We start from the raw sequence: 23,986 nt of genomic DNA, 5'->3' as shown, positions 1-23,986 counted from the left end.
CCTGCGCGCCAATGACGCGCATCCGCGCACCCAGGACAAACGCGCCCGCCTCAGACTGACTCGACCCTGGAAGGGGATTCACCGAAGGCCGCGGGCGCGAAAGCGACCGCGGCCTTCGGCTTTCCAGACAGGTTCAAATGATGTCCGTACCAGCAGAGACTTCGAGCCGCACCACCGAGATCGGCGCCCGCAGCGGGAGCGTCGGCGAAGTCGCGTTCCTCGCCTTCCCGGTCGTCTTGCAGACCATCTCCGAGACCATCATGCAGCTGGTCGACTCGGCGATGGTCGGCCGGCTCGGGGCCACCGAGCTCGGCGCGATCGGGTTCGCCGGCATCTGGATCTGGACGCTCTTCGTTCCGTTCACCGGCATGGGGCAGGGCGTTCAGGCGTTCGTGTCGCGCCACGACGGCGCGGAGGAGCAGGCGCGCTGCGGCCCGTGGATCTGGCAGGCGATCTGGCTGCTGGTTCCGGCGATGACCGTCTGGATGTTCGCCGTCGCCGTGCTCCTGCCGCTCTTGATCGGATGGATCGGCCCGTCGCCCGAGCTCGCGGCCGCGGCGATAGATTACGGCTACGCGCGCCTTCCGGGCGGGCCGGCGGTGGTCGCGAATTTCGTGCTGATGAGCTTCTTCCGCGGCGTCGGAGACACGCGAACCCCGCTCTACGCCGTGCTCGGCGGGATCGCGGTCAACGTGGTGCTCGCGTACGCGCTGATCTTCGGCGAGCTCGGCATGCCGGAGCTCGGCGTCGCAGGTGCCGGCTACGCGATCTCCGCGGGGAGCTGGACGATCCTGGCCATCCAGGCCGCGGCCGTGCTGCGCCGCACGATGCGCCTGCGCTATCACACCGCTCCGTGTCGACCCGAGCGCGACGCCATGCTGCGCTTCCTGCGCACCAGCGCGCCGATCGGGGGACAGTGGCTGCTCGACATGACGACGTTCGCGATCTTCGCCTCGGTGGTCGCCCGGATGGGCGACGTCTCGATGGCCGCGAGCCAGGCCATGTTGCAGCTGCTGTCCGTCTCGTTCATGCAGGCCTTCGCGATCTCGATCGCGGCGGGCACGCTGGTCGGGCGCTACATCGGCGGACGCGATCTCGAGGCGGCGCAGCGCAGCTACGGCTCGGCGCAGATGCTCGCGCTCGGGCTCGCGCTGCTCGTGGCGATCCTGTTCGTCGGCGTGCCCGAGGCGCTGCTCGGGATCTTCTCGCGCGACGCGAACGTGCTGGAGCTCGCGCGCCCGCTGCTCTTGCTCGGAGCGTTCTTCCAGGTGATCGACGCGGTGGGCATCGTCGCCAGCGGCTCGCTGCGCGGCGCGGGCGACACCCGCTGGCCGTTTGCCGTGCAGGCCACGCTCGCCTGGGCGCTCCGGTTGCCAGCCGTGTACGTCGCCGCCATCTGGCTCGAGGGAGGCGTGTTCGGCGCCTGGGTGGGCGAGCTCGTCTACGTGCTCGTGCTCTCGCTCGCCCTCGTGCTGCGCTTCCGCGCCGGGCACTGGCGGTCGATCCGCATCTGATCTCGGCCGCACCGGTCGATAAGGTGCGCATGCAGGGCATCGACGCGCTCGGCGCGCCCGAGGCCGAGACGATCGCGATCGCGTCGCTCTCGGACGCGGGACGGGTGCGCGCGGAGAACCAGGACTCGGTCGCGGTCTTCGAGAACACCTCGCGCGAGCGGATTCTGATCGTCGCCGACGGAATGGGCGGGCATCGCGGCGGCGAGACCGCGAGCCGGATCTGCCTCGAGACGGTCGAGCGGGTGTTCCGCGAGCCGCACGGAACGCCCGAGGAGCGGCTGTGCCGCAGCCTCGAGCTCGCGAACGAGGAGGTGTACGCGCACGCGCTCTCCAATTCCGAGCTGCGCGGAATGGGCACGACCGCGGTCGCCGTCATGCTCGCGCCCGACGGCGGCGCCTGGCTCGCATGGGTCGGCGACAGCCGCTGCTACCGGCTTCGCGGTCGCAATCTCGAGGCGCTCTCGCGCGACCACTCGCTGATGAGCGAGTGGATCTCTCTCGGCGTGATCACGAGCGACGCCGCCCGGACGCACCCGCGCCGGCACGAGCTGATGCGCGCGGTCGGACAGGCGCCGGACGTCTCGGTCGAGCACGTCGCGATCGAGCTCCGCCCCGGCGATCGCCTGCTGCTCTGCTCCGACGGTCTGCACGGATACGTGGAAGAGCGAGCGATCGCGCGAGCGCTCGCTTCTGGAGACCCTCGCTCCGCCGCAGCCGCTCTGGTCGACGCCGCGAACGAAGCGGGGGGACCGGACAACGTGTCCGTCGTCGTCGCGGTGGTTGCCGATGCGATTGCCGAGGCACCGCTGGTCGAGGCCGAGCCCGCAGCAGAGTCCGAGACGTCCTTCGCGGACCTCACGGGCGAGCCCGCGCCCGAGCCGGACTTCGTGCCGCCCCCCGTCCAGCAGATCCAGATCCCGCGCATGACGCCGGTGCAGTCGCGGCGCTCGTTCGACCCGCTCTCGCTCCTCGTCGGCGGCTTCGCGGCGCTCGTGGTCGCTGGCATCGGCCTCGGCATCTGGACCTACACGGCGAAGAGCCCTGCGATCGCGACCAGCGGCGCACCAGTGCCGCGCCCCGCGCTGGTCCGATCGCCGGTTCCCGCTCCGGCTCCCACTCCAGCACCCACTCCCGCACCCGCACCGGTGGCGAAGCCGGCCGCGACGCCCATCGCAAAGCCGGTCGCAAAGCCCGCCCCAAAGCCGGTCGAGAAGCCAGCGGCCCCCAAGCTCGAGATCGCGCCGCGACCGCCGGAGATCCCCGCCGCGCCCGCGCCTCTCGCCGACGCGCCGGAGCCGAGCTTCGCCGGCTTCGAGCTCACGCCGCCCGTCGAGAGATTCCTCACCGAGTGGCTCGCAGCGCTCGAGACCAGCGACCGCGCGCGCCTGGAGGCGCTCGGCTTCAGTGACGAGCCCGCGGAGTTCGCGGGCCGTCCCGGAACGCGCGACGGCTTCCGGCTCGTCGCGGCCGAGATCGACGAGGAGCGCTCGCAGCCGGGGCGCGTTTATCTGCGGCTCGTGGTGAGCTACGCGTTCCGCGACGAGAACGGCCGCTTCCGCACCCAGGACGAGCAGCGCCTGATCCTGAACGATGCCGGGGGACGCCTGCGTTTCGAAGGTCGCTGGCGCCAGTAGACAGCGCCGCCCCCGCGCGCCGAGAATGCGCCCATGACCATGCAGCGCACTCCTCTGCTCATGTCCCGTCTTCTCGATCGCGGCGCGCGGCTCTCGCCCGACGAGGAGATCGTCACCGCGACCGCGAACGGAAGGCATCGGCAGAGCTACGCGCAGACGCGCGCTCGCGCCTGTCAGCTCGCAAGCGCCCTGCGACGCCACGGCATCGGGATCGGCGACCGGGTCGCCACGTTCATGTGGAACGGCCGCCGCCACCTCGAGGCGTATCAAGCGCTGCCGTCGATGGGCGCGGTGCTGCACACGCTGAACATCCGGCTCTCTCCGCGCGAGCTCGAGTACATCGTGAATCACGCGGCCGATCGCGTGCTGCTCGTCGACGCCGACCTGCTGCCGCTGCTGGAGCCGCTTCGCGGCAAGCTCGCCAGCGTCGAGCGGATCGTGGTCGGCTGCGAGGCCGGCGGCTTCCAGACCACGCTCCCGAACGCCGTCGACTGGGAGGACTTCATCGGTTCGGAGCCCGCGGACTGCCGCTGGCCCGAGCTCGACGAGAACGCGCCGATGGGCCTCTGCTACACCAGCGGCACGACCGGAAATCCCAAGGGCGTGATGTACACGCACCGCTCGACCTACCTGCACACGATGGCGCAGTCGATGACCGACGCGATGGCGCTCTCCGCGACCGACAGCGTCTGCGGAATCGTCCCCATGTTCCACGCCATGGGCTGGGGCCTTCCGTTCAGCGCCACGATGCTCGGCGCGAAGCAGGTCATGCCGCACCGCTTCATGGATCCGAAGTCGCTGCTCGACCTGATCGCGGCGGAACAGGTCACGATTTCCGCGGGTGTGCCGACGATCTGGCAGGGCGCGCGCGCGGCGCTCGAGGCCGAGCCCGAGCGCTGGGACCTTTCGCAGCTCCAGCGCCTCACCTGCGGCGGCTCGGCGCCGCCCGTCTCGCTGATGCGCTGGTTCTGGGACCGGCTCGGCGTCGAGATGATCCAGGGCTGGGGAATGACCGAGACGAACCCGCTCGGCACGCTCTCGCGCCGCATCGCCAAGCGCAAACACCGCGAGCTCCCGCTCGACGCCCAGTTCGAGAACATCGCGAAGGCGGGGCTGCTCATGCCGGGCCTGGAGATCGAGATCGTCGACGACGACTGGAAGGCGCTTCCGCACGACGGCCGCGCGACCGGGAACCTGCTGATCCGCGGGCCGTGGATATGCTCCGAGTATTTCAACGACCCGCAGCCCGAGAAGTTCCACGACGGCTGGCTGGTGACGGGCGACGTCGCGAAGATCGATCCCGAGGAGTACTTGATCATCGCGGATCGCTCGAAGGATCTGATCAAGTCCGGCGGCGAGTGGATCTCGTCGGTCGACCTCGAGAACCACATCGTGTCGCTTCCCGGTGTCGCAACCGCCGCGGTCGTCGCGCAGCCGCACCCGAAGTGGGACGAGCGTCCGGTCGCGCTGGTCGTGCGGCGCGCCGGAGCCGAGCTCAGCGCCGAAGACGTGACCGCACACTGCGCGAGCGGCTTCGCGAAGTGGCAGCTCCCCGACGAGGTGCTCTTCGTCGACTCCGTACCGCTCACCTCGACCGGCAAGCTCGACAAGAAAGCCATCCGCGCGAGGCTCGAGTCCGAGGGCTACCGGCTTCCGGATCTGCGCAAGACCTAGAACAGATATTCGCTCATCGGGTGTGACTCGACGCGGTCGAGGTCCAGGAACTCGCGGCAGCTCGCGATCATCCGGCCGAGATTCTCCGTGAGCCGCTGCTTCGATCCGCCGGCCTTGTACCAGGCCATCGGGTCGCCGACGGCGTCGGCGTCGAAGCCCTCCTCGACGATGCCGCGCCACGCCGGCGCTCCGGGCGTGAGCGCGCGCACGACGACGTTGCGCACGTAGGCGTAGCTGGCCTGAACCTCGAGCGCGACGCGCCGGTGCTCTTCGAGCCAGTACTCGAGCCACGCGTCGTACGGCTGTCCGATTCTGGGCGCGATGCAGGCGATCATGTTGATCCCCGGCGTGCGCCGCGACGGCGAAGCCGGGTGCGTTCGGTTCGAGAGCGCGACGGACTCGAGCACGGAGTACCCGGCCAGACTGCTCGCGGTGTTCGCGAGCGCGCGCTCGATCGCCCGCCGGTCGAGTGCGCTCTCGAGCCAGAACGACACGACGGCCCCGAGCGTGGGATCGAGCCGGGTGATCCGCGAGCCGAGCTTCGGCGCAACGTGCTCGTCCGAAACGTTCACGGCGACGCGGCGAGCGCCCAGCGCGAAGAGCTCGCCCGCGATCGCCGCGGGGCTCGCCGACACGTCTCCGAAGAGCGCGTAGACCAGCTTCTCCACTCAGGCGGTCCGCGGGTCGGATGGCGGAGAGAGAGGGATTTGAACCCCCGGTACCCGTGAGGGTACAACGGTTTTCGAGACCGCCCCGTTCAACCGCTCCGGCATCTCTCCGCGGCGAACCCTAGCACAGGCGTCGGATTCGCTGCGAGAGCACGAGCAGCGGAGCGAGTCCGCGTTCCCCGGCCTCGATCTCGGCGGCGAGCCGCGCGATCGCGTCGAGCTCGGCGCGGCGCGAACCGCGCTCGGCACTCGGGCTGGCGAGCTCGCGCTCGCAGAGCTCGCAGAGCACGCGGGTCATGTCGAGCGCGAGCGACGCGGCGCCGACCCGGCTCCACGAATCGCGCGCATCGACGCTGGCCAGGCGATCCAGGAGCCATGCGATCCGCGTTCGTTCTCCGAGCTCCGACCAGAGTTCGAGCGCGTTCGCGAGCGGCGCGCCGCTGCGAAGCGACGCCACGAGCGCGCCCAGCGCGCGGACCAGAAGCGGGAGCGCGTCCAGATCCGTTCGTCCCGGAGCGACGCGAGCGCGCAGCTCCGCGAGGGTCTCGCGCCGCCGCAGCAGCTCGTCGGGAGCGAGCAGCGCCCGGCGCTCGAGTCCGAGCGCGAGCGCCGCGGCCTCTCGAAGCGCGTCTTCCACGCAGAGTCGCGCGCGGAGCCGCTGCGCTTCCGTCGCGGAGCTCGCGTCGGCCGCTGCTCGCAGCGCATCGGCGTCGAGGAGTCGATCGGCCGTCCAGTAGGCGGCGAGCACCTCGCTCGCGTCCACGGCCAGCGTGCGCGAGAGCTCGGGAACCAGCGTGACTCCGGCATGGTCGACGACGCGATTCACCAGCACCAGTGCCTTGATCTCGCGGCGCAGTCGGTGTGACTCGAGCGCGGGCGCGAACGCGTCGCGAAGCCGCGGCGGGAAGTAGCTCTGCAGCAGCGGCGCAAGCTCCGGCTGGTCGATCACCTCCGAGCTCGCGAGCGCGCGCTTGGCGAGCAGCTTGCTGTAGCTGAGCAGGATCGCGAGATCCGGCCGCGTCCAGCTCGCGCCATGGCCGTCCTGTGGCAGACCCTCCAGCGCCGCGTCGAGCTCCGCGTGGCGCACCAGGTACTCGGCGGCGTCGGCGATCCGCTCCGGCGCATCGGCCGCGCGGTGCAGATCCAGCGACAGACACAGGCTCTGGCTCGCGTTGTGGGCCAGCACGTCCTCGGCCGCCTCGTCCACGCAGGCGCGCAGCACCGCGCTCCGCTCCGATGCAGCGAGCGATCCGTCGGCGACGCTGCCCGCGAGGAGGATCTTGTAGTTGACCTCGTGATCGGACATGTCGACGCCGCCGGAGTTGTGGATCGCGTCGGTGTCGATGCGAACCCCGGCCCGCGCGAGCTCCACGCGCGCGGCCTGCGTCAGGCCGAGATTTCCGCCCTCGACGACGATTCGCGCGCGAATCTCGTGAGCGTCGACGCGAACCGCGTCGTTCGCACGGTCTCCGGCGTCCGCGTGCGATTGGGCCGAGGCCTTCACGTACGTGCCGATTCCGCCGTTCCAGATCAGATCCACGGGCGCGCGCAGGACGCCGCGGATCAGCTCCTCGCCCGAGACGAGCTCCGCGTCGATCGAGAGCGCGCGGCGCGCCTGTGGCGAGAGCGCGATGCTCTTCGCCCCGCGCTCGTAGACGCCGCCCCCCGCGCTGATGCGCTCGCTCGCGTAGTCGGCCCAGGAGGAGCGCGGCAGCTCGAACAGTCGTTTTCGCTCCCGCCACGCGGCGTCCGGATCCGGATCCGGATCGACGAAGACGTGGCGGTGATCGAACGCCGCGAGAAGCTTCGCGCGCCGCAGCAGCAGGAGTCCGTTTCCGAACACGTCGCCCGACATGTCGCCGATTCCCACGGCCGAGAAGTCCTCGCGATCCGGGTCCCGACCGAGCTCCGCGAAGTGGCGCCGCGCGCAGATCCAGGCGCCGCGCGCGGTGATCGCGCAGAGCTTGTGGTCGTACCCGTTGCTCCCGCCGCTGGCGAACGCGTCGCCAAGCCAGAAGCCCGCCTCCAGCGCGACACGGTTCGCGACGTCGGAGAGGTGCGCCGTGCCCTTGTCCGCGGCCACGACCAGATACGGATCGTCGCCGTCGTGGCGCACGACCCGGTCGGGACCGATCACGCGGTCGGCGCGGACGTCGTCGGTGAGCCGGAGCAGAGCGGAGACGAAGCGTGGGTAGATCCGATCCGCCTCGGCGCGCGCGCCCGGCGCGTCGGACGCGATCCGCCTGAGCGCGAAACCGCCCTTCGCGCCGACCGGGACGATCAGTCCGTTCTTCACCCGCTGCGTCTTCCAGAGCGAGAGGATCTCCGTGCGCAGGTCCTGCAGCCGATCGCTCCAGCGCAGCCCGCCACGCGCGACCCTTCCGCCGCGCAGATGGATGCCGATGAACTCGCTCGAGTGCACGAAGATCTCGCAGAGCGGAACCGGAGCGGGAATGCCCGGGATCGCGCGCGAGTCGAGCTTCAGCGCGAGCTCGTGCGGATCCGCCGGAGCAGCGGCCGTGAAGAAGCTGGTTCGCAGCGTCGCGCGGATCAGCGACTCGAGCACGCCGAAGACGCGATCCTCCGCGGCGCTTCGGATCGGCGCGCGCGCCGCGGCCAGTGCGCTCGCGGCGCCGGCGAGCGCGGGCTCGCGCTCCGCCGCCAGGCTCGGGTCGAAGCGAGCCTGGAACAGCGCGGCAAGCGCGCGCGTCGCTTCCGGGTGTCGCGCCAGCGCGTCGCAGCCGAGCGCCCACGCGGGCGCCTGACCGATCTGCCGCGCGTACTCCAGGTAGGCGCGAAGCACGTCCACCGCGCGCCAATCGAGACCCGCGCCGCGCACGAGCCGATTCAGCTCGTCGCTCGCCACCCGGCCGGAGAGCGCCGCGCGCAGGCCGTCGAGAACGCGCGCCTCGACGGCACCCGACGCGTCTTCCGCGCCGGTCATCGGCTCGATCCGGAACGCCACCACCCAGAGCGACGGCAGCGGCGGCGCGGCGATCTCGGTGAGCGTCGCGTCGACGACGTGCACCCCGAAGCGGTGCACGACGGGAAGCACGTCGGTCAGGTACGGCCGCTCGCGCAGATACAGCTTCAGCCGTTGGGTGCGCGGGTCGCCGTAGGCGGTGGCCAGGTCGAGCCCGATCTCGACGCCCGACTCGCCCGCGCGCAGCCGTTCGAGGTGGCCCGTGTCCAGCGCGGCTTCTTCGGGCGACGTGACCACGCGGTACGAATCCGGAAACGCGCGCGCGTAGTGCTCGGCGAGGCGGAACGCGCGCTCGTCGGGCCAGCTCTGCGCGAGCGCTTCCTCGAAGCGATCCTGCCAGCGCTCGACCAGGTCGCGAACCTCGGCTTCGAGGCCGTCGAGCGCGCCCGGCGCCAGGTCCGATTCGCAGGCGCAGAAGAAGTGCACGAGCGCCAGGTCCTCGTCGAGGAACGAGGTGCGGTGATCGATCTGGCTCGCGGCGTGACGGGATTCGAGCAGGCGGTCGATCTCGCCGCGAAAGCGCTCCTCGTAGGCGCGCCGTGGCAGCACCACGGAAACGAAGAAGGAGCGGTTCTCCGGATCGGACACGCTCACGACCTCGACCCGTGAGAGCTCGGCCGCGGAAACGACGCTCGCGACGACCCGCCGCACGTCTTCGAGCTGCGCGGGCAGAAGGAATTCGAGCGGCAGGCAGTCGTACGCTTCGAGCGCGAGCTTGTGCGTGTGCGACCCGGGCTCGGCTCCGAGCGCTTCGACGACGCGCGCGCGTCGCGCCGCGAGGATTCCCAGCGCCGAAGGCCGCATCCGCATCGCCCGGTTCGTGAGCAGGCCGACGAACCGCCCGAAGCCGATCACCCGCGCGCGCTCGTCGAGGAGCTTCACCGAAACCGAGTCGAGCCTGCCGAGCCGGTGGACCGTCGAGTCGCTTCGCGTCTTGTCGAAGAAGATCACGCGCTCGTCTTCGAGGCGCGAAGCCACGAGCGCGGGCACCGGCGTCTTCGCCTCCGCGTCGTCGAAGCGGGAATCGTCGAGCTCGGCGAGGATTCCGAGCGCGCTCGAAGGCTCGAGCGTGACGCGGTAGCCGCCCGGCTCGCGCTGCACCGCGTAGCGCCGATAGCCCATGAAGAGGAATCCCTCCCCCTCGAGCCAGCGGAACATCTCCGCCAGGTTTCGCGCGCGCTCGCAAGCTCCGGACAGGGCGTCGGCGCAGGCCTCGATCCGCGCTGCGTGCTCGCGCAGGCGTGCGAGCATCGGCGCATGGTCGCCGACCACCCGGCGCGCGTCGGCGAGCGCGTGCGCGAGCTCCGATTCGAGCCGCGCGCACTCGCTCGCGTCGTCCAGCGCGTGGATCTCGGCGTAGACGTACGACTCGCGCGTCCGCGGCACCGACTCGCGCCCCAGGCTCTCGACGCCGCCGTCGAGGTCCCGCTCGATCGCGAGCAGCGGGTGCAGGAGCACGAGCTCGTGCTGCCCGCTCCTGCGAAGCACCAGCCGCACGGTGTCGACGATGAAGGGCTGGTCGGCCGCGAGGATCTCGATCGCGGTGCGGCCCGCCCGCAGGCCGGCGGGCGACGTGACCCGCAAGCGCGCCTCGCCCGGGGGACGCAGCTCGGCGAAGTCCGCCGCGTTCTGGGCCAGCTCGACGATGCCGTCGCGCCCGCGCCTGCGCAGCTCGCGCGGGTCGAGCGCCCGCTCGAGCTCGGCGAGGACGAGGTCGTAGAGCGCATCTTTCCCGGCGGCCACCGCCGGCTCTCATCGGCCGGAGGCGCGGGGGAAGTGGAGCGCACAAGTCACGCCGCGTGCCAGTGATAGACTGCGCCGCCATGAAAGCCGAGCTGCTACGCGCGATCTATGCCTGGGACCAGCTGCGCTTCGCCATCTGGCGGCAGAGATTCGGTACGCGGCTCGAGCTCGGCGCCGCGGTCTCGCCGAACCTGCGCCTCACTGATCTTCGCATCGAGCCGGGCGCGCGCGTCTCGGTCGGCCCGGGCTACGCGACCGAGCGGCGGCGCGTGAACCACGTCTGGGTACAGTCGGGTGGATCGCTTCTGCTCGGGCCGCGCGTCTGGCTGCGCACCGAGTGCGGCCCGAACTTCGTCACCGTGGCCGAGGGCGCGCGCATCGAGCTCGGCGCTCGCTGCCTGGTGAATGGGGCGATGCTGCACGCGAACGTCGGCATTCGCATGGGCGACGACTCGATGATCGGCTTCGGCTCGCGCGTGCTGGACTCGGACTTCCACAACCTCGACGTGCACACCCCCGAACGCAGCAGCCCGGTGACGATCGGCGAGCGCGTCTGGATCGCGTCGGACGTGACTGTGCTGCAGGGCGTGACCATCGGCGACGACGTCGTGGTCGGCGCGCGCTCGGTCGTGACTCGCGACATTCCGCCGGGAGTGCTCGCGCTCGGTCACCCCGCGCGTCCGGTCCGGTCGATCGGGCCGCGTGCTAGGCTGCCCGGATGAGCCTGCGCATTGCGCTCTTCGGCCAGGCCGCGTTCGGCCGCGAGACGCTCGAGCGGGTGCGCGCGAACGGCCACGAGGTCGTCGGCGTATTCGCGCCACCCGACGCCGGCCGCCCCGACGCGCTGGCCGAGCGCGCCGCCGAGCTCGGCATCGCGCTGGTGCGGCGGCGCTTCTTCCGCAAGAAGAGCGGTGAGCCGATCGAGGCCGCGCTCGCCGAGCACCGCGCGCTCGGCGCCGACCTGAATCTGCTCGCGTCGGTGCAGGTCTTCCTGCCGCGCGAGATCACCGACGATCCGCGGCACAAGAGCTTGTGCTTCCACCCCTCGCTCCTGCCGCGCTTTCGCGGCGGCGCGGCGCTGCAGTACCAGATCATTCTCGGCGAGCGCGAGACGGGCGTGACGATCTTCGTTCCCGACGACGGCGTCGACACCGGGCCGATCGTCCTGCAGAAGGGCGGCGTCGGGATCTCGCCGACGGAGACGACCTCGACGCTCTTCTTCGAGAAGCTGCAGCCGTTGGGGATCGAAGCGATGGTCGAGGCCACCGAGCTGGTCGCCAGCGGTCGCGCGAAGCCGCGCGCCCAGGACGAGCGGCTCGCGACCGCGCACGGGCTGGTCGACGACACGGTGGCGGCGATCGATCTGGCCGCGCCCGCAGCCGAGATCGACCGGCTCGTGCGCGGCTGCGATCCGCAGCCCGGCGCCTGGCTGCGCTTCGCCGGGCAACGCGTTCGCCTCTTCGACGCCGCGCTGCTTCCCGAGCGCGCTTCGGCCGCGGCGGGAACCGTGATCGACTGCGGCGACGCAGGGCTGTCGATCGCGCTTCGCGGCGGCGCGCTGCGCGTGAAGCGGGTGCGCGCCGACGGCGGCAAGGAGGCGGCCGCGGACTTCGCGAAGCGCGTCGGGCTCGAGGCGGGGCGAAGCTTCGAGAGCGGGGCTTGAGCCTCGAACGGGCTCTGGCCGAGCTCGCCGACGCCGGGCTCGGGCTCGCCGGAGCGCTTGCGATCGCGGAGTACGACTCGCTCGTGCCCGAGCCGTGGCGATCTTCGCAGCTCGCGCCCGGCGCGCGCGGCGCGCTCGTGGTCGGAAACGCGGGGCGCGAGCTCTGGGAGCGCTTCGCCGCCTCGCCCGAGCGTGCGCTCGAGATCGACCCGCTCGACGCGTACACGCGCCGGGTGCTCGCGCGGTCCGCGGCGCTCTGCGAGCCTGCGGCCGTGGTCGGCTTCTACGCCGACCGACGCGACGGTGTGTACCTGCCGCTGGTCGCGCTGGCGCGGCGCGCGGGCTTCGGCGCTCCCGGCCGCGTCGGCGTGCTGATCCATCCCAGGTACGGACCCTGGATCGGGATTCGCGCCGTGCTGCTCGTGGTCGAGAGCTTCGAGCCGCGCGAGCCCGCGCCCTGGTCACCCTGCGACGGCTGCGCGGCTCCCTGCGCGAGCGCCTGTCACGGGGGGCTCGTCGGCGCGGGCGGCGTCGACGCGCAGGCGTGTTACCGGATTCGCCTCACGCTTCCCGAATGCGCCCTGGCCTGCGACGCCCGCCGCGCCTGCGTGGTGGGCCGGGAGCACGCCTACTCGGCCGAGCAGACCGCCCACCACTCGCGCATCCGAAGCGCGCCTCAGTCGAGGTAGATCGGGCCGTCGCTCCTGGCGACCTCCGCGAAGGCGGCGGCGAGCTTCTCGGTGACCGGGCCCGGCGCCCGGACTCCGATCTCGGCGCCGTCGAGCGAGCGCACGGCGACGATTCGCGCGCCCGTCCCCGACAGGAAGACCTCGTCGGCGGAGAGCAGGTCCATTCGCGTCAGGCTGCGCTCCTCGGCCGGGATCCCGAGCCCGGCCGCGAGCTCCATGACACATCCGCGTGTCACGCCTTCGAGCGCCCCGTCCGTCGCGGGCGGGGTCAGCAGCTTCCCGCGGCGGAACGCGAACACGTTCGCCACCGCGGCCTCGGCCACGTTTCCGACCGAGTTCAGGATCAGCGCCTCGTCGGCGCCGCGCAGCCTGGCCTCGCGCTTGGCCAGCACGCTGTTCAGGTAGTTCAGGCTCTTCACGCGGGGATCGAGCACGTCGGGCCCGGGTCGCCGCACGCTCACGGTCACCATCGAGACCCCGGTCGCGAGAAGCTGCGCCGGGAAGAGCTCGATCTCGCAGGCGATGCAGATCACCCGCGGGCTCGGACAGCGCGTCGGGTCCACGCCCATCGCGCCGTCGCCGCGCGTGACGAGCAGGCGCACGTAGCCGTCGGGCCGTCCCCAGGCGCGAGCCGTCGCGAGCACGATCTCGCGAACGCCGGCGATTCCGCCCGGCAGCTCGAGGCCGATCGCCCGGCCCGAGTGGCGCAGTCGCGCGAGGTGCGAGTCGAGCCTGAACACGCGTCCGCCGGCGAGCCGGATGCCCTCGAAGATCCCGTCGCCGTAGAGCAGCCCGTGATCCGTGACCGGGACGCGCGCCTCGCTCCCGTCGACGACGCGGCCGTCGATCCACACCTTCATGTGTCACCTCCTGCGCGCTTGCGCGCGGGCATCCGGCGCCCTCCCGAAAGGCGCGTCTCGATCTCGGCGGCCGCCGCGAGCACGCCTTCGCGAAACGCGATCTCGCTCGCGCCCGAGAAGTGCGGGCTCGGCGCGGCGAGCGCGATCGCGCCGAAGAGCCGCTCGCCGAGTCGGATCGGGGCGGCCACGCCCGAGAGCCCGGGAATCCACTCGTCGCGCATCTCGGCGATTCCGCTCGCGCGCACGCGCTCGATCTCGCGCGAGAGCGCGCGCGGTTCGACCAGAGTCGCGGGCGTGAAGCGCGCGATCTCCGATCGCACGGGAAGCAGATCGCCGGGCGCGAAGGCGAGATAGAGCTTGCCGATCGCGGTCGCGTGCGCGGGAATCTCGCTGCCGACGCGCGGAGCGGCGCGCAGGAAGCCCGAGCCCTCCTGCTTGTCGACCACGTAGAGCCGCCCGGCGCGCGCGGCCGAAAGGAAGATCGTCTCGCCGAGCGCCTCCGCCGTCCGCTCCAGCACCGGCCGCGCGGCCTCGACCAGCGGTTCGCGCTCCAGCACGCCGAGCCCGAGCGCGACCAGCGCGATCCCCGGGCGGTAGCGCCCCAGCGCGTCGCGCTCGACCAGCCCGCGCCGCGAGAGCGACGCGAGCAGCCGGTGCGCGGTCGACTTCGGAAGCGCGAGCGCCCGGCCGAGCTCGGAGACGCCGCGCGGAGCGGGCTGCTCGTGCAGGTGGAACAGCAGCTCGAGGGCCTTGTCGATGGTTCCGCTGAAGTCGCTCGATCGTTCCATTATTCAGAACGCCGTGTCTGATTCTGGAACGCAGGCTACGCCCGAAGGCGCGCAGCTGCAAGCGGCTAGCTCGTCGCGACTCCGCGGTACATCTCGGCGAGGAAGCGGGGGCCGTCGGCCTTGAAGCGCTCGAGCTTCTCGAATTCGAAGCCCGCCTCCAGGATCAGCGCGTCGATCCTCCGGTTCACGTTGCAGCCGACGCCGATCACGTTCTGGATCGGATTCCAGCGGTCCTGGAAGCGCGCGACGCGCGCGTCGTCGCTGCGGCCGTGCTCGATGAAGAGCAGACGCGCGCCGGGCTTGAGCACCCGGCGGACCTCGCGAAGCGCCGCGACCGGATCGGGGATGGTGCAGAGCGTCCAGGTCACCGTCGCGCAGTCGAAGCGCCCCGCGTCGAACGGCAGCCCGCCGTCGGCGCGCAGCCGGTGCCGCTCGACCGGAAACGGCGCGGCCGCGACCCGGGCCGCGACCCGCTCCTGCAGCGCGTCCATCGGATCGATCGCGGAGAGCGAGCGGACCGACGCCGGGTAGTGCGGAAGGTTCAGTCCGGTTCCGAAGCCGATCTCGAGCACGTCGCCCGAGGCCGGCGCGAGCACGCCGCCGCGAAGCGGCTGCATGCCGCGCATCACGAAGTCGAGGACGTGCGGAAAGACGTGGCGCTCGTAGAACCCCATGACGACGAGGGTCAGTCTACAGCAGGCCGCGCTCGCGCATTCCCAGCGCGAGCAGGGGCAGGGCGGACGTGTCCGCGAGCATCGCCTCGGGCTGATCCTTCCCGACGTCGTACTCGTGCTGGAACCCGCGCGCGAGCGCGAGCGCCTCGAGCTGTGCGCGTGCGACGCGCGCGTCGGCCGGGCGTTCCGCGCGCGAGAGCACAAGGTGCGCCCAGAAGTGCGCGAGCGGCGAGGCCGCGTCGGGCCGATCGCCTCGGGAATCGAGGTCGTCGCGCTCGCCGCGCATGGGCGGGGCGTGGAAGACGCCGCGCGAGCTCCAGAGCGCGGACGCCGAGGGGCGCAGGTGGCGATCGACCAGACGCCGCGGCGTGCCCTCCTCGGCCAGCGTTCGCGTCGCGGCGGGAAGCAACCCCCCGGCCGTCACCGAGCGGAGCGCGCTCTGCCGGCCGCGATTCCAGCCGGCGTAGATCTCATGCTCCTCCCACCAGAGACGCGAGTGGATGCCCTCGGCGATCATCTCGGAGCGGATCCGCAGCTTCTGACACGAAGTCGTGTCGCCGAGCTTCTCCCAGGCGCGCGAGCACTCTTCGAGCGCGAGCAGCAGCCAGCCGCAGAAGACGGGGTCCTCGATCACGAACGGGTGACCCGCGCGCAGCGCGTGCTCGGGGTCGAGCCGGCAGGCCGCAGCGGAGCGGAACAGCGTCGCGCTGTCGTCGCGCCACTCGTCGTCGTCCTCGCAGTCCAGCAGCGATTCGAAGAGCGCCGAACGCGGAACGCCGCTCTCCAGCGGGTGCAGGATCACCGGCAGCGGCGTGTCGGGGGGCAGCCGTGCGCCCCAGATCGCGTCGAGCTCGCGCGTGGCGAGCTCGAGCAGATCGCGGCTTCCCTCCGCGTCGGCGAGCGCGAGACAGGCGACCGCGAACGCGGCGACCGGCGGCGCGATCAGCTGCGAGCGCGCGTCCTCGCCGAAGACCGCGCCGACTTCGCGCATGCGCGCGCTGCGCTCCGCCTCGTCGGCGACGCGCTCGGCCGCGAGCAGGCCGTCGTCGCGCTGACAGCCTTCGTACAGGGCGCGAAGCTCCGCGAGCGCGGCGGCGGCGTCGATGTGGCGCAACGAGAGCGCGAGATGCGCGGACGTCCACGACGACATCACCGCCGGGCCGTCGACGGTCGCGACGTGGAATCGCAGTCCGCCGTCCTCGCGTTCCAGGCTCGGGAGCAGATCCCGGCAGCGCTGCTCGAACTCCAATTCTGCGGCTCCCGTGGTCTGCGTTCGGATCGATTCGGGCGAGAAAAACCCCGAAGGTGCTGCGCCCGCCGTGGCGGTCGCCCGCTCAGTGACCAAGCGGACCCTCGGGGTTCGGGTGGTTCCTGGGCCATGCCAGGTCCGCCACCAGGTTTCTAGGCGGACCTAGATGGAAACCACCTCTGCCGTCACTGTGCTTGATTGAAACACTTTTGGACCACCTCCTAACGCGGCGCGTGAACGTCGCGCGGGACCCAGCTCCCGCCCCGATCGCCGCCCGCTCATCGACGGCACTGACCAGGCCGAGCGAACACCCTTGGCAGGGCGCGCTCGGAGCCGACTCGCGCAGGGTATCGGCGGCCCGGTGCGGGGGCAAGGCAAGCCCTCTCTGCTAGGTTTTCGCGCAATGGAGAGCCGCTTCGGTCCTGAGGAGCTCGCGCGCTACCGGGAGCGCTACTCCGAGCAGGGCGAAGCCCTCGCCGACCGCGTCTACACGTCTCGGCTGATCGGCGCCGAGCCGGACCTGGTGCTGCACGGCGGTGGCAACACCTCGGTCAAGACGAGCGCGCGCGATCTCTTCGGGCGCGACGTCCGCGTGCTGCACGTGAAGGGCTCGGGGAGCGACCTGGCGCGGATCGAGCCCGCGGGCCTGCCGGCGCTCCTGCTCCAGCCGCTGCTCGAGCTGCGCGCGCTCGGCGCGCTCTCCGACGAAAACATGGTCGCGCAGCAGCGCCGTGCGCTCGTCGACCCGACCGCGCCGACGCCGAGCATCGAGACGCTGCTCCACGCCTTCCTGCCCGCGGCCTTCGTCGATCACTCGCACGCCGACGCGATCCTCGCGCTCACGAACCAGCCCGACGGCGCCTCCCGCGTGCGCGCGCTGTTCGGCTCGCGGGTCGGATGGGTTCCCTGGGCGATGCCCGGCTTCGCGCTCGCCAAGTCCGCCGTCGAGATCTTCGAGAAGGATCCGGACGTCGTGGGCCTGGTGCTCGAGAAGCACGGCCTGGTCACGTTCGGAGACGACGCGAAGACCAGCTACGAGCGGCACATCGAGCTGGTCGGGCGAGCGCGCAGTTTCATCGACGGCCAGACCGAGGGCCGCCGGCCGCTCGACGCGCGGCCGGTCGTGGCCATGCGCGAGTGGAAGGAGATCGCCTCGGTCGTTCGCGGTGCGCTCGCCGTTCGCACCGGCGATCTCGAGCGCCCGTTCCGCCGCTTCGTGCTCGAGAAGCGCAGCTCCGACGAGATCCTGCACTTCGCCGCGGCCGAGCAGGGGCCGGAGCTGGCCGCGAGCGCGCCGATCACGCCCGATCACGTGATCCGCACGAAGGGCCGCTATCTGTTCATCGAGCGGCCGCCGTACGGGAATCTCGAGGCGCTCGCGACGCGGCTTCGCGAGGAGATCGAGGAGTACCGCAGCTCCTACGCGAAGTATTTCGACCGGAACGTCGCGGCCAAGCGCGTGGAGCGCACCATGCTCGATCCGACGCCGCGAGTGCTCGTGCTGCCGGGCATCGGCCTGGTCGCCGCGGGCGCGACGCGACGGGACGCGCGGATCGCGGCCGACATCGCCGAGCACACCGTGCGCACGAAGATCTGGGCGGCGTCGATCGGCCGCTACGAGGGGCTCTCGGAGGGCGAGCTCTTCGACATGGAGTACTGGAGCCTCGAGCAGGCGAAGCTGCGCCGCGACGCCCAAGCCAAGCTCGAAGGCCAGGTGGCGCTGGTGACCGGCGGCGCGGGCGCGATCGGCGAGGGCGTCGCGCGCGAGCTGCTCCGCGCCGGGGCGAACGTCGTGCTCGTCGACGTGGACGAGGCGCGGCTGGCGGCCGCGACCGAGCGGATCGGCGACGAGCGCTGCCTTGGCGTGCGCTGCGACGTCACCGACGAGGGCGACGTCCGCGACGCGTTCCTGCACGCGGCCGAGCGCTTCGGCGGCGTGGACGTCGTGGTCGTGAACGCGGGGGTCGCGCGCGTCGGGGCGCTTGCGGATCTCGCACTCTCCGACTTCGAGGCCGCGGTCGACGTCAACCTGAAGGGCGCGTTCCTCACCCTCCGCGAGGCACTGTTCCAGCTGCGCCGGCAGGCGACGGGCGGAAACATCGTGCTGGTCTCGACCAAGAACGTGTTCGCGCCCGGAATCGAGTTCGGCGCCTACAGCGCCTCGAAGGCCGGCGCGCACCAGCTCGGCCGCGTCGCCGCGCTCGAGGGTGCAGCGATCGGCGTGCGCGTGAACCTGGTGAACGCGGACGCGGTCTTCGGCGAGGCCGAGAACCGCTCGGGTCTGTGGCAGGAGGTCGGTCCCGGCCGCGCGGCCGCGCGCGGGATCGCGCCCGAGGAGCTCGAGGAGTTCTACCGCAACCGCAATCTGCTGAAGGCGCGCGTCACGGCGGGGCACGTGGGCCGGGCGGTGGTCTTCTTCGCCTGCCAGGAGACTCCCACCACCGGTGCGGTGCTTCCCGTCGACGGCGGGCTTCCGGACGCCTTTCCCCGCTAGTGCTGAACGCGATCTTCATCGCGCTGATCGCAAGCTCGGTCCTGGTCGCGGCGTTTGCGGGCACGATGCCCGCCACGAACCAGGCGGCGCTCGACGCGGCGAAGAACGCGGTGATGGTGGTCGCGTTCGGCCTGATCGGGCCGATGGCGCTCTGGCTCGGCTTCATGCGGGTGCTGCGCGACGCGGGCTTCATGGCCTCGATCGCGCGCGCCCTCTCGCCGGTCATGCGCAGGCTGTTTCCGGACGTGCCGCCCGAGCACCCGGCGATGGGCGCGATGGTCCTGAACCTGGCCGCGAACGTGCTCGGGCTGGGCAACGCCGCGACGCCGTTCGGGCTGAAAGCCATGCGCGAGCTCGAGACCTTGAACGCGCGGCCGGGCGTGGCGAGCAACGCGATGGCGCTGTTCCTGGCGATCAACACCTCCGGCGTCGCCGTGCTCCCGCTCGGCGTGATCGCGATTCGCGCGAGCCTGGGCTCGGGCAATGCCGCCGGGATCGTGGTCCCGACCGTTCTCGCGACCGCCTGCTCGACGCTCGTCGCGGTGGGGGTGACGAAGCTGCTCCAGGGTCGCGCGGTCTTCGCGGTCGAGCGAGCCGCGCTCGGGGCGCCGGAGAACGCTGCCGCCCCGAGCGCCGCGGCGGCGATCCGCGGCATGGCCGAGGCCGAGGAGCTCGCGGGTGTTCGGGCGCGCGGCGAGCCGCTGCGCAAGCTCGTCTTCGCCGGCTTCCTGTCGTTGCTCGCCTTTGCACTCGTGCGGCAGCTCGCGTCGGGCGCTCCCGATTCGAGCGGACTCGAGGGCGTGAAGCAGGCGCTCGACACCTGGCTTCTGCCGGCGCTGATGGCGGCGATCGTCCTGTTCGGCTTCACGCGTCGCGTGAAGGTCTACGACTCGTTCATCGCCGGCGCGCGCGAGGGCTTCGAGATCGCGATCATGATCATCCCGTTCCTGGTCGCGATCCTCGTCGGTGTCGCCATGTTCCGGCACTCGGGCGCGCTCGGCGCTCTGACCCAGGCGGTGTCGCCGGTCACGTCGCTGCTCGGCTTTCCCGCCGAGGCACTCCCCATGGCGCTGATCCGGCCGCTCTCGGGGAGCGGCGCGATGGCGGTGATGACGGAGACCATGACGACGCACGGGCCGGACTCGTTCGTGGGCTACCTGGTCTCGGTCATCAACGGGAGCACCGAGACGACCTTCTACGTCCTGGCTCTGTACTTCGGGAGCGTCGGTGTGCGGGCGGCCCGCCACACCGTATTCGCGTGTCTGGCGGCCGACCTCACGGGCATCGCCGCCGCGCTCGTCTTCGCGAAAATCTTCTTCTAGCTGGAACCTGCCCGTTCGAGGTGGTAGAGAATGCGCGTGGCACGCTGGCTCGTCTGGGTCGTTCTCGTCGTCTGCACCGCGCGCATCGCCGCGGCGGAGTTCGTCGATGGCGAGGTGCGCGCCCACCTCCGCTCCGGGCCCGGGCTCGAGTACCGCATCCTGAAGATCCTGCCGGCGGGCTCGGCGGTCCGGACGCTCGAGCGAAGTGGCGACTGGGTCAGGGTGAGGCACGCGGACCTGGAGGGCTGGGTTCCGAGCGACTACGTCTCGGCCGAGCCGCCGGCGAGCACTCAGCTTCCGCAGCTGCGCGAGAAGCTTGTCGTGGCGGAGGCGCGCATCTCCGAGCTCGACCAGAAGCTGGTGGCGCAGAGTGCGGAGCTGGTCGAGCTCGCGACGCTGCGCGAGCGCAACCGCGTGCTCGAGGTGGACGCATCGAACGCGAGCGCGAACGCGCGCTGGAAGGCGCTCACCGCCGGTGCGGGAATCGTGCTGGTCGGAATCCTGATCGGCCTGATCGCGCCGCGCGGCGGCGGAACGCGAAGCAAGCTCAAGCTCTGATCGCGGTGGCGCGGGACGCGACGTGAAACGCAGCTGGGACGCTCTCCTGCCCAGGATCGAGCGCGTGCTCGAGCGGCTCGAGGACGCGCTCTCGCGCGCCGATGCGCCCGCCGCGGGCGCCGACGAGGAGAAGGCGCTCGCGTACCGCTTTCGCGCCGGCGCACTGCGGCCGATCCTGCACCCGGACCTGTACCCGCTCGACGCGCTGCTCGGCGTGGAGCGCTCGGTCGCGAAGCTGCGCGCCAACGTCGCCGCGTTCGTGCGCGGCGAGCCCGCGCTCGACATGCTGCTCTACGGCGAGCGCGGCACGGGCAAGTCGTCGGCGGTTCGCGGGCTGCTCTGCGAGTTCGCGGAAGGCGGCTTCCGGCTGGTCGAGGTGCGCCGCGACGACCTGCTCGAGCTCGCGCCGCTCTGGGCTCTGATTCGCGGCCGGCGCGAGCGCTTCGGCGTGGTCTGCGACGATCTCTCCTTCGAGGAGGGCGACACGAGCTGGAAGCTGCTCAAGGCCGAGCTCGACGGCGGGCTCGAGAGCCGGCCTGCGAACGCGTTGATCATCGCGACCTCGAACCGGCGCCATCTGTTGACCGAGCGCCTGTCCGAGAATGCCGAGGCGCGAATGGATTCCGACGGACTCCTGCACCCGGGCGAGACGGCCGAAGAGAAGGTCTCGCTCTCGGATCGCTTCGGACTCGAGCTGCCGTTCTTCGCCTTCGACCAGGAGACCTATCTGCGCATCGTCCGCTTCCATGCGAAGTCACTTGGACTGGAAGGCCTCGTGCCCGCTGCCGAGCTAGAGGCGCTTGCGCTGCGCTTCGCGCTCGAGCGCGGCACGAGAAGCGGGCGCACCGCGCGTCAGGCGTGCATCGCGCTGCTCCAAACGCTCCCGAAAGACGCGACGTGAGTGCGACGACCACGGCGACGCTTCTGCTCTGCTGTCCGGATCGGAAGGGCCTGGTCGCGGCGATGGCGCAGCTCCTGCACGACCACGGCGCGAACATCCTCGAGGCGCAGCAGCACCTGGACCCCGAGCAGGGGATCTTCAGCCAGCGGATCCAATTCGACCTGGCCGAGCTCGACATCCCGCGCGATCAGCTCGAGGCTCTGCTCGGAATCGAGTGCGGCCGCTACCAGATGCGCTGGCGGATCTCCTACTCCGACCGTCCCAAGCGCGTCGCGATCTTCGTCTCGAAGTTCGAGCACTGCCTCTACGACCTCTTGATCCGGCACCGGCTCGGCGAGCTGCGCGGCGAGATCGCGCTGGTGGTCTCGAACCACCCGGATCTCGCTGGGGTCGCGTCGCAGTTCGGTGTCGCCTACCACGTCTTCGAGATCGACAAGCAGACGAAGGCGGCGCAGGAGCAGCGCGAGCTCGAGCTGCTGCGGCGCGAGAAGATCGATCTGGTCGTGCTCGCCCGCTACATGCAGGTGCTCTCGGAGCGCTTCATCTCGGAGTTCCCGGAGCGGATCATCAACATCCACCACAGCACGCTGCCCGCGTTCAGCGGCGCGCGCCCGTACCACCAGGCGTGGGAGCGAGGCGTGAAGCGCATCGGTGCCACGGCCCACTACGCGACGAGCGAGCTCGACGAGGGCCCGATCATCGAGCAGGACGTCGTCGCGGTCTCGCACCGGGACACGATCGGCGATCTGGTTCGGAAGGGCCGCGACGTGGAGCGCGTGGTGCTCGCACGCGCGGTGCTCGCGCACCTCGAGGACCGGATCCTCGCGCTCGGCCGGCGGGGGGTGGTGTTCTGAGCGGGCGGCGCGGTCGCCCGCGCCGCCCGGGCCTCTCAGAAGTCCATACCGCCGATACCGCCCATACCGCCCATGCCGCCCATGCCGCCCATACCGCCCATGCCACCCATGTCGGGGGCGCCGCCGCCGCCGGCGGCCGCCGGCTCGGGCCGGTCGACCACGGCGCACTCGGTGGTGAGCAGAAGGCCGGCGACGCTCGCGGCGTTCTGGAGCGCGGCGCGCACGACCTTGGTCGGGTCGATGATGCCGTCCTTCACCAGGTCCACGTACTGCTCGGTCGCGGCGTTGAAGCCGTGGTCTCCGGACTTCTCGCGAACGCGCGAGAGCACGACCGATCCGTCGTGCCCCGCGTTCATCGCGATCTGCCGCAGCGGCGCGGTCAGCGCCGTTCGCACGATCTCGGCGCCGAGCGCCTCGTCGCCTTCGAGCCCGAGATCGCCGAGCGCCTTCTCGGCGCGGACCAGCGCGACTCCGCCGCCCGCGACGATGCCCTCTTCGACGGCCGCGCGCGTGGCGTGGAGCGCGTCCTCGACGCGCGCCTTCTTCTCCTTCAGCTCCGCTTCGGTCGCGGCGCCGACGCGGATCACCGCGACGCCGCCGGCCAGCTTCGCCAGCCGCTCCTGCAGCTTCTCGCGGTCGTAGTCCGAGTCGGTGTCCTCGATCTGCTTGCGCAGCTGCGAGACGCGGCCCTCGATGTCGGCCTTCTTGCCGGCGCCGCCGATGATCGTGGTGTTCTCGCGGTCGAGCACCACGCGCTTGGCGCGGCCGAGGTCGGAGAGCGTCACGTTCTCGAGCTTGATGCCGAGGTCCTCGCTGATCGCGCGACCGCCGGTGAGGATCGCGATGTCCTCGAGCATCGCCTTGCGGCGATCCCCGAAGCCGGGCGCCTTGCAGGCGGCGACGTTCAGCGTGCCGCGCAGCTTGTTCACGACCAGGGTCGCGAGCGCCTCGCCCTCGACGTCCTCGGAGATGATGACGAGCGGCTTTCCGGAACGAGCGACCACCTCGAGCAGCGGAACCATGTCGCGCATGCTCGAGATCTTCTTCTCGTTGATCAGCAGGTAGGCGTCGTCGAAGACGCCCTCCATTCGCTCGCCGTCGGTCACGAAGTACGGGGAGAGATAGCCGCGGTCGAAGCGCATGCCGTCGACGGCATCGAGCTCGGTCGTCGCGCTCTTGCCCTCTTCGACGGTGATCACGCCTTCCTTGCCGACCTTGTCCATCGCCTCGGCGATCATCGTCCCGATCGACGCGTCGCCGTTCGACGAGACGGTGCCGACCTGCGTGATCTCGTCCTTGCCGCGCACCCGCCGCGAGTTCTTGGCCAGCTGCTCGACCACCGCGGCGACCGCCTTGTCGATGCCGCGCTTCAGCGACATCGGCGACGCGCCGGCGGCGACCAGCTTCAGGCCGGCCGCGTAGATCGCCTGCGCGAGCACGGTGGCCGTCGTCGTCCCGTCACCGGCCACGTCGGAGGTCTTCGAAGCGACCTCCTTCACCATCTGCGCGCCGAGATTCTCGAACTTGCTCGCGACCTCGACCGCCTTGGCGACGGTGACGCCGTCCTTGGTCGAGGTGGGCGCGCCCCAGCTCTTCTCGATCAGCACGTTGCGGCCACGCGGCCCCATCGTGACCTTCACCGCGTCGGCCAGGATGTCGACGCCGCGCTGCAGCGCGCGCCGGGCGGATTCGTCGAAGCGAAGCTCCTTGCTGGCCAT

18 protein-coding genes and 1 tRNA gene are annotated in these 23,986 nt (G+C 71.3%); 11 read left to right on the top strand and 8 right to left on the bottom strand.

Annotation, left to right across the window (positions count from 1 at the left end):
• The first annotated feature begins 137 nt into the window (after positions 1 to 137).
• Genes FJ108_06640 through FJ108_06630 form a run of 3 tightly spaced genes read left to right on the top strand, consistent with a single transcriptional unit; the run spans position 138 to position 4,822 of the window.
• Complete coding sequence (locus FJ108_06640) at positions 138 to 1,514, top strand: MATE family efflux transporter (GenBank protein MBM4335577.1); 1,377 nt, start codon at positions 138 to 140, stop codon at positions 1,512 to 1,514.
• A gap of 29 nt (positions 1,515 to 1,543) precedes the next feature.
• Positions 1,544 to 3,148: a Stp1/IreP family PP2C-type Ser/Thr phosphatase gene (locus FJ108_06635; protein MBM4335576.1), complete on the top strand. Its 1,605-nt coding sequence runs from the start codon at positions 1,544 to 1,546 to the stop codon at positions 3,146 to 3,148.
• A 33-nt stretch (positions 3,149 to 3,181) separates the two neighbouring features.
• The gene (locus FJ108_06630; protein MBM4335575.1) at positions 3,182 to 4,822 is read left to right on the top strand and encodes a long-chain fatty acid--CoA ligase; all 1,641 of its coding nucleotides are present in this window, start codon (positions 3,182 to 3,184) and stop codon (positions 4,820 to 4,822) included.
• Here the strand turns inward: FJ108_06630 and FJ108_06625 are convergent.
• The 3 genes from FJ108_06625 to FJ108_06615 all read right to left on the bottom strand — a co-directional run bounded on the left by FJ108_06625 (position 4,819) and on the right by FJ108_06615 (position 10,216).
• Positions 4,819 to 5,490, bottom strand: a complete 672-nt coding sequence (locus FJ108_06625) for a hypothetical protein (protein MBM4335574.1) — start codon at positions 5,488 to 5,490, stop codon at positions 4,819 to 4,821. The genes FJ108_06630 and FJ108_06625 overlap by 4 nt on opposite strands.
• Positions 5,491 to 5,511: 21 nt before the next feature.
• A tRNA-Ser gene (locus tag FJ108_06620) sits at positions 5,512 to 5,601 on the bottom strand.
• 10 nt (positions 5,602 to 5,611) lie between these two features.
• Positions 5,612 to 10,216 (bottom strand): NAD-glutamate dehydrogenase, encoded by a 4,605-nt coding sequence (locus tag FJ108_06615; GenBank protein ID MBM4335573.1) that lies wholly within the window; start codon positions 10,214 to 10,216, stop codon positions 5,612 to 5,614.
• 413 nt (positions 10,217 to 10,629) lie between these two features.
• Here FJ108_06615 and FJ108_06610 point away from each other — a divergent pair, with 413 nt between their 5' ends.
• The 3 genes from FJ108_06610 to FJ108_06600 are packed head-to-tail and all read left to right on the top strand — an operon-like array spanning position 10,630 to position 12,568.
• A complete protein-coding gene (locus FJ108_06610) occupies positions 10,630 to 10,938 on the top strand; it encodes a hypothetical protein (GenBank protein MBM4335572.1) in 309 nt (102 codons plus the stop codon).
• A complete protein-coding gene (locus FJ108_06605; GenBank protein ID MBM4335571.1) occupies positions 10,935 to 11,879 on the top strand; it encodes a methionyl-tRNA formyltransferase in 945 nt (314 codons plus the stop codon). The genes FJ108_06610 and FJ108_06605 overlap by 4 nt, the downstream gene beginning before the upstream one ends.
• The gene (locus FJ108_06600; GenBank protein ID MBM4335570.1) at positions 11,876 to 12,568 is read left to right on the top strand and encodes a ferredoxin; all 693 of its coding nucleotides are present in this window, start codon (positions 11,876 to 11,878) and stop codon (positions 12,566 to 12,568) included. Before FJ108_06605 ends, FJ108_06600 begins: the two co-directional genes overlap by 4 nt.
• Here FJ108_06600 and ilvE read toward each other — a convergent pair.
• The 4 genes from ilvE to FJ108_06580 all read right to left on the bottom strand — a co-directional run bounded on the left by ilvE (position 12,556) and on the right by FJ108_06580 (position 16,139).
• Positions 12,556 to 13,428, bottom strand: a complete 873-nt coding sequence (ilvE, locus tag FJ108_06595) for a branched-chain-amino-acid transaminase (GenBank protein MBM4335569.1) — start codon at positions 13,426 to 13,428, stop codon at positions 12,556 to 12,558. The two genes, FJ108_06600 and ilvE, sit on opposite strands and share 13 nt — an antisense overlap.
• On the bottom strand, positions 13,425 to 14,216 hold the full coding sequence (locus FJ108_06590) for an IclR family transcriptional regulator (protein MBM4335568.1): 792 nt from the start codon (positions 14,214 to 14,216) through the stop codon (positions 13,425 to 13,427). The genes ilvE and FJ108_06590 overlap by 4 nt, the downstream gene beginning before the upstream one ends.
• 65 nt (positions 14,217 to 14,281) lie before the next feature.
• The gene (locus FJ108_06585) at positions 14,282 to 14,890 is read right to left on the bottom strand and encodes a class I SAM-dependent methyltransferase (protein MBM4335567.1); all 609 of its coding nucleotides are present in this window, start codon (positions 14,888 to 14,890) and stop codon (positions 14,282 to 14,284) included.
• A gap of 16 nt (positions 14,891 to 14,906) precedes the next feature.
• Positions 14,907 to 16,139, bottom strand: a complete 1,233-nt coding sequence (locus tag FJ108_06580) for a hypothetical protein (protein ID MBM4335566.1) — start codon at positions 16,137 to 16,139, stop codon at positions 14,907 to 14,909.
• 403 nt (positions 16,140 to 16,542) lie between these two features.
• Between FJ108_06580 and FJ108_06575 the strand changes: the two genes are divergently transcribed.
• The 5 genes from FJ108_06575 to purU all read left to right on the top strand — a co-directional run bounded on the left by FJ108_06575 (position 16,543) and on the right by purU (position 22,268).
• Positions 16,543 to 18,633, top strand: coding sequence for a bifunctional aldolase/short-chain dehydrogenase (locus FJ108_06575; GenBank protein ID MBM4335565.1), 2,091 nt, complete (start codon positions 16,543 to 16,545; stop codon positions 18,631 to 18,633).
• Positions 18,634 to 18,698: 65 nt separating this feature from the next.
• Positions 18,699 to 19,955: a spore maturation protein gene (locus FJ108_06570; GenBank protein MBM4335564.1), complete on the top strand. Its 1,257-nt coding sequence runs from the start codon at positions 18,699 to 18,701 to the stop codon at positions 19,953 to 19,955.
• A gap of 30 nt (positions 19,956 to 19,985) precedes the next feature.
• On the top strand, positions 19,986 to 20,513 hold the full coding sequence (locus FJ108_06565; GenBank protein ID MBM4335563.1) for a TIGR04211 family SH3 domain-containing protein: 528 nt from the start codon (positions 19,986 to 19,988) through the stop codon (positions 20,511 to 20,513).
• Positions 20,514 to 20,559: 46 nt separating this feature from the next.
• Entirely contained in the window at positions 20,560 to 21,414 is an 855-nt protein-coding gene (locus FJ108_06560; protein MBM4335562.1) for an ATP-binding protein, read from the top strand.
• The gene (gene purU, locus FJ108_06555) at positions 21,411 to 22,268 is read left to right on the top strand and encodes a formyltetrahydrofolate deformylase (protein MBM4335561.1); all 858 of its coding nucleotides are present in this window, start codon (positions 21,411 to 21,413) and stop codon (positions 22,266 to 22,268) included. The genes FJ108_06560 and purU overlap by 4 nt, the downstream gene beginning before the upstream one ends.
• Positions 22,269 to 22,303: 35 nt before the next feature.
• On the opposite strand, the gene groL is transcribed toward purU, so the two are convergent.
• Positions 22,304 to 23,986 (bottom strand): chaperonin GroEL, encoded by a 1,683-nt coding sequence (gene groL / locus FJ108_06550; protein MBM4335560.1) that lies wholly within the window; start codon positions 23,984 to 23,986, stop codon positions 22,304 to 22,306.

This window comes from Deltaproteobacteria bacterium (genome assembly GCA_016875225.1).
Lineage (GTDB): Bacteria > Myxococcota_A > UBA9160 > SZUA-336 > SZUA-336 > VGRW01.
Note: the sequence above shows the minus strand (reverse complement) of the source record. Positions and strands in the feature narration are given on the sequence as shown.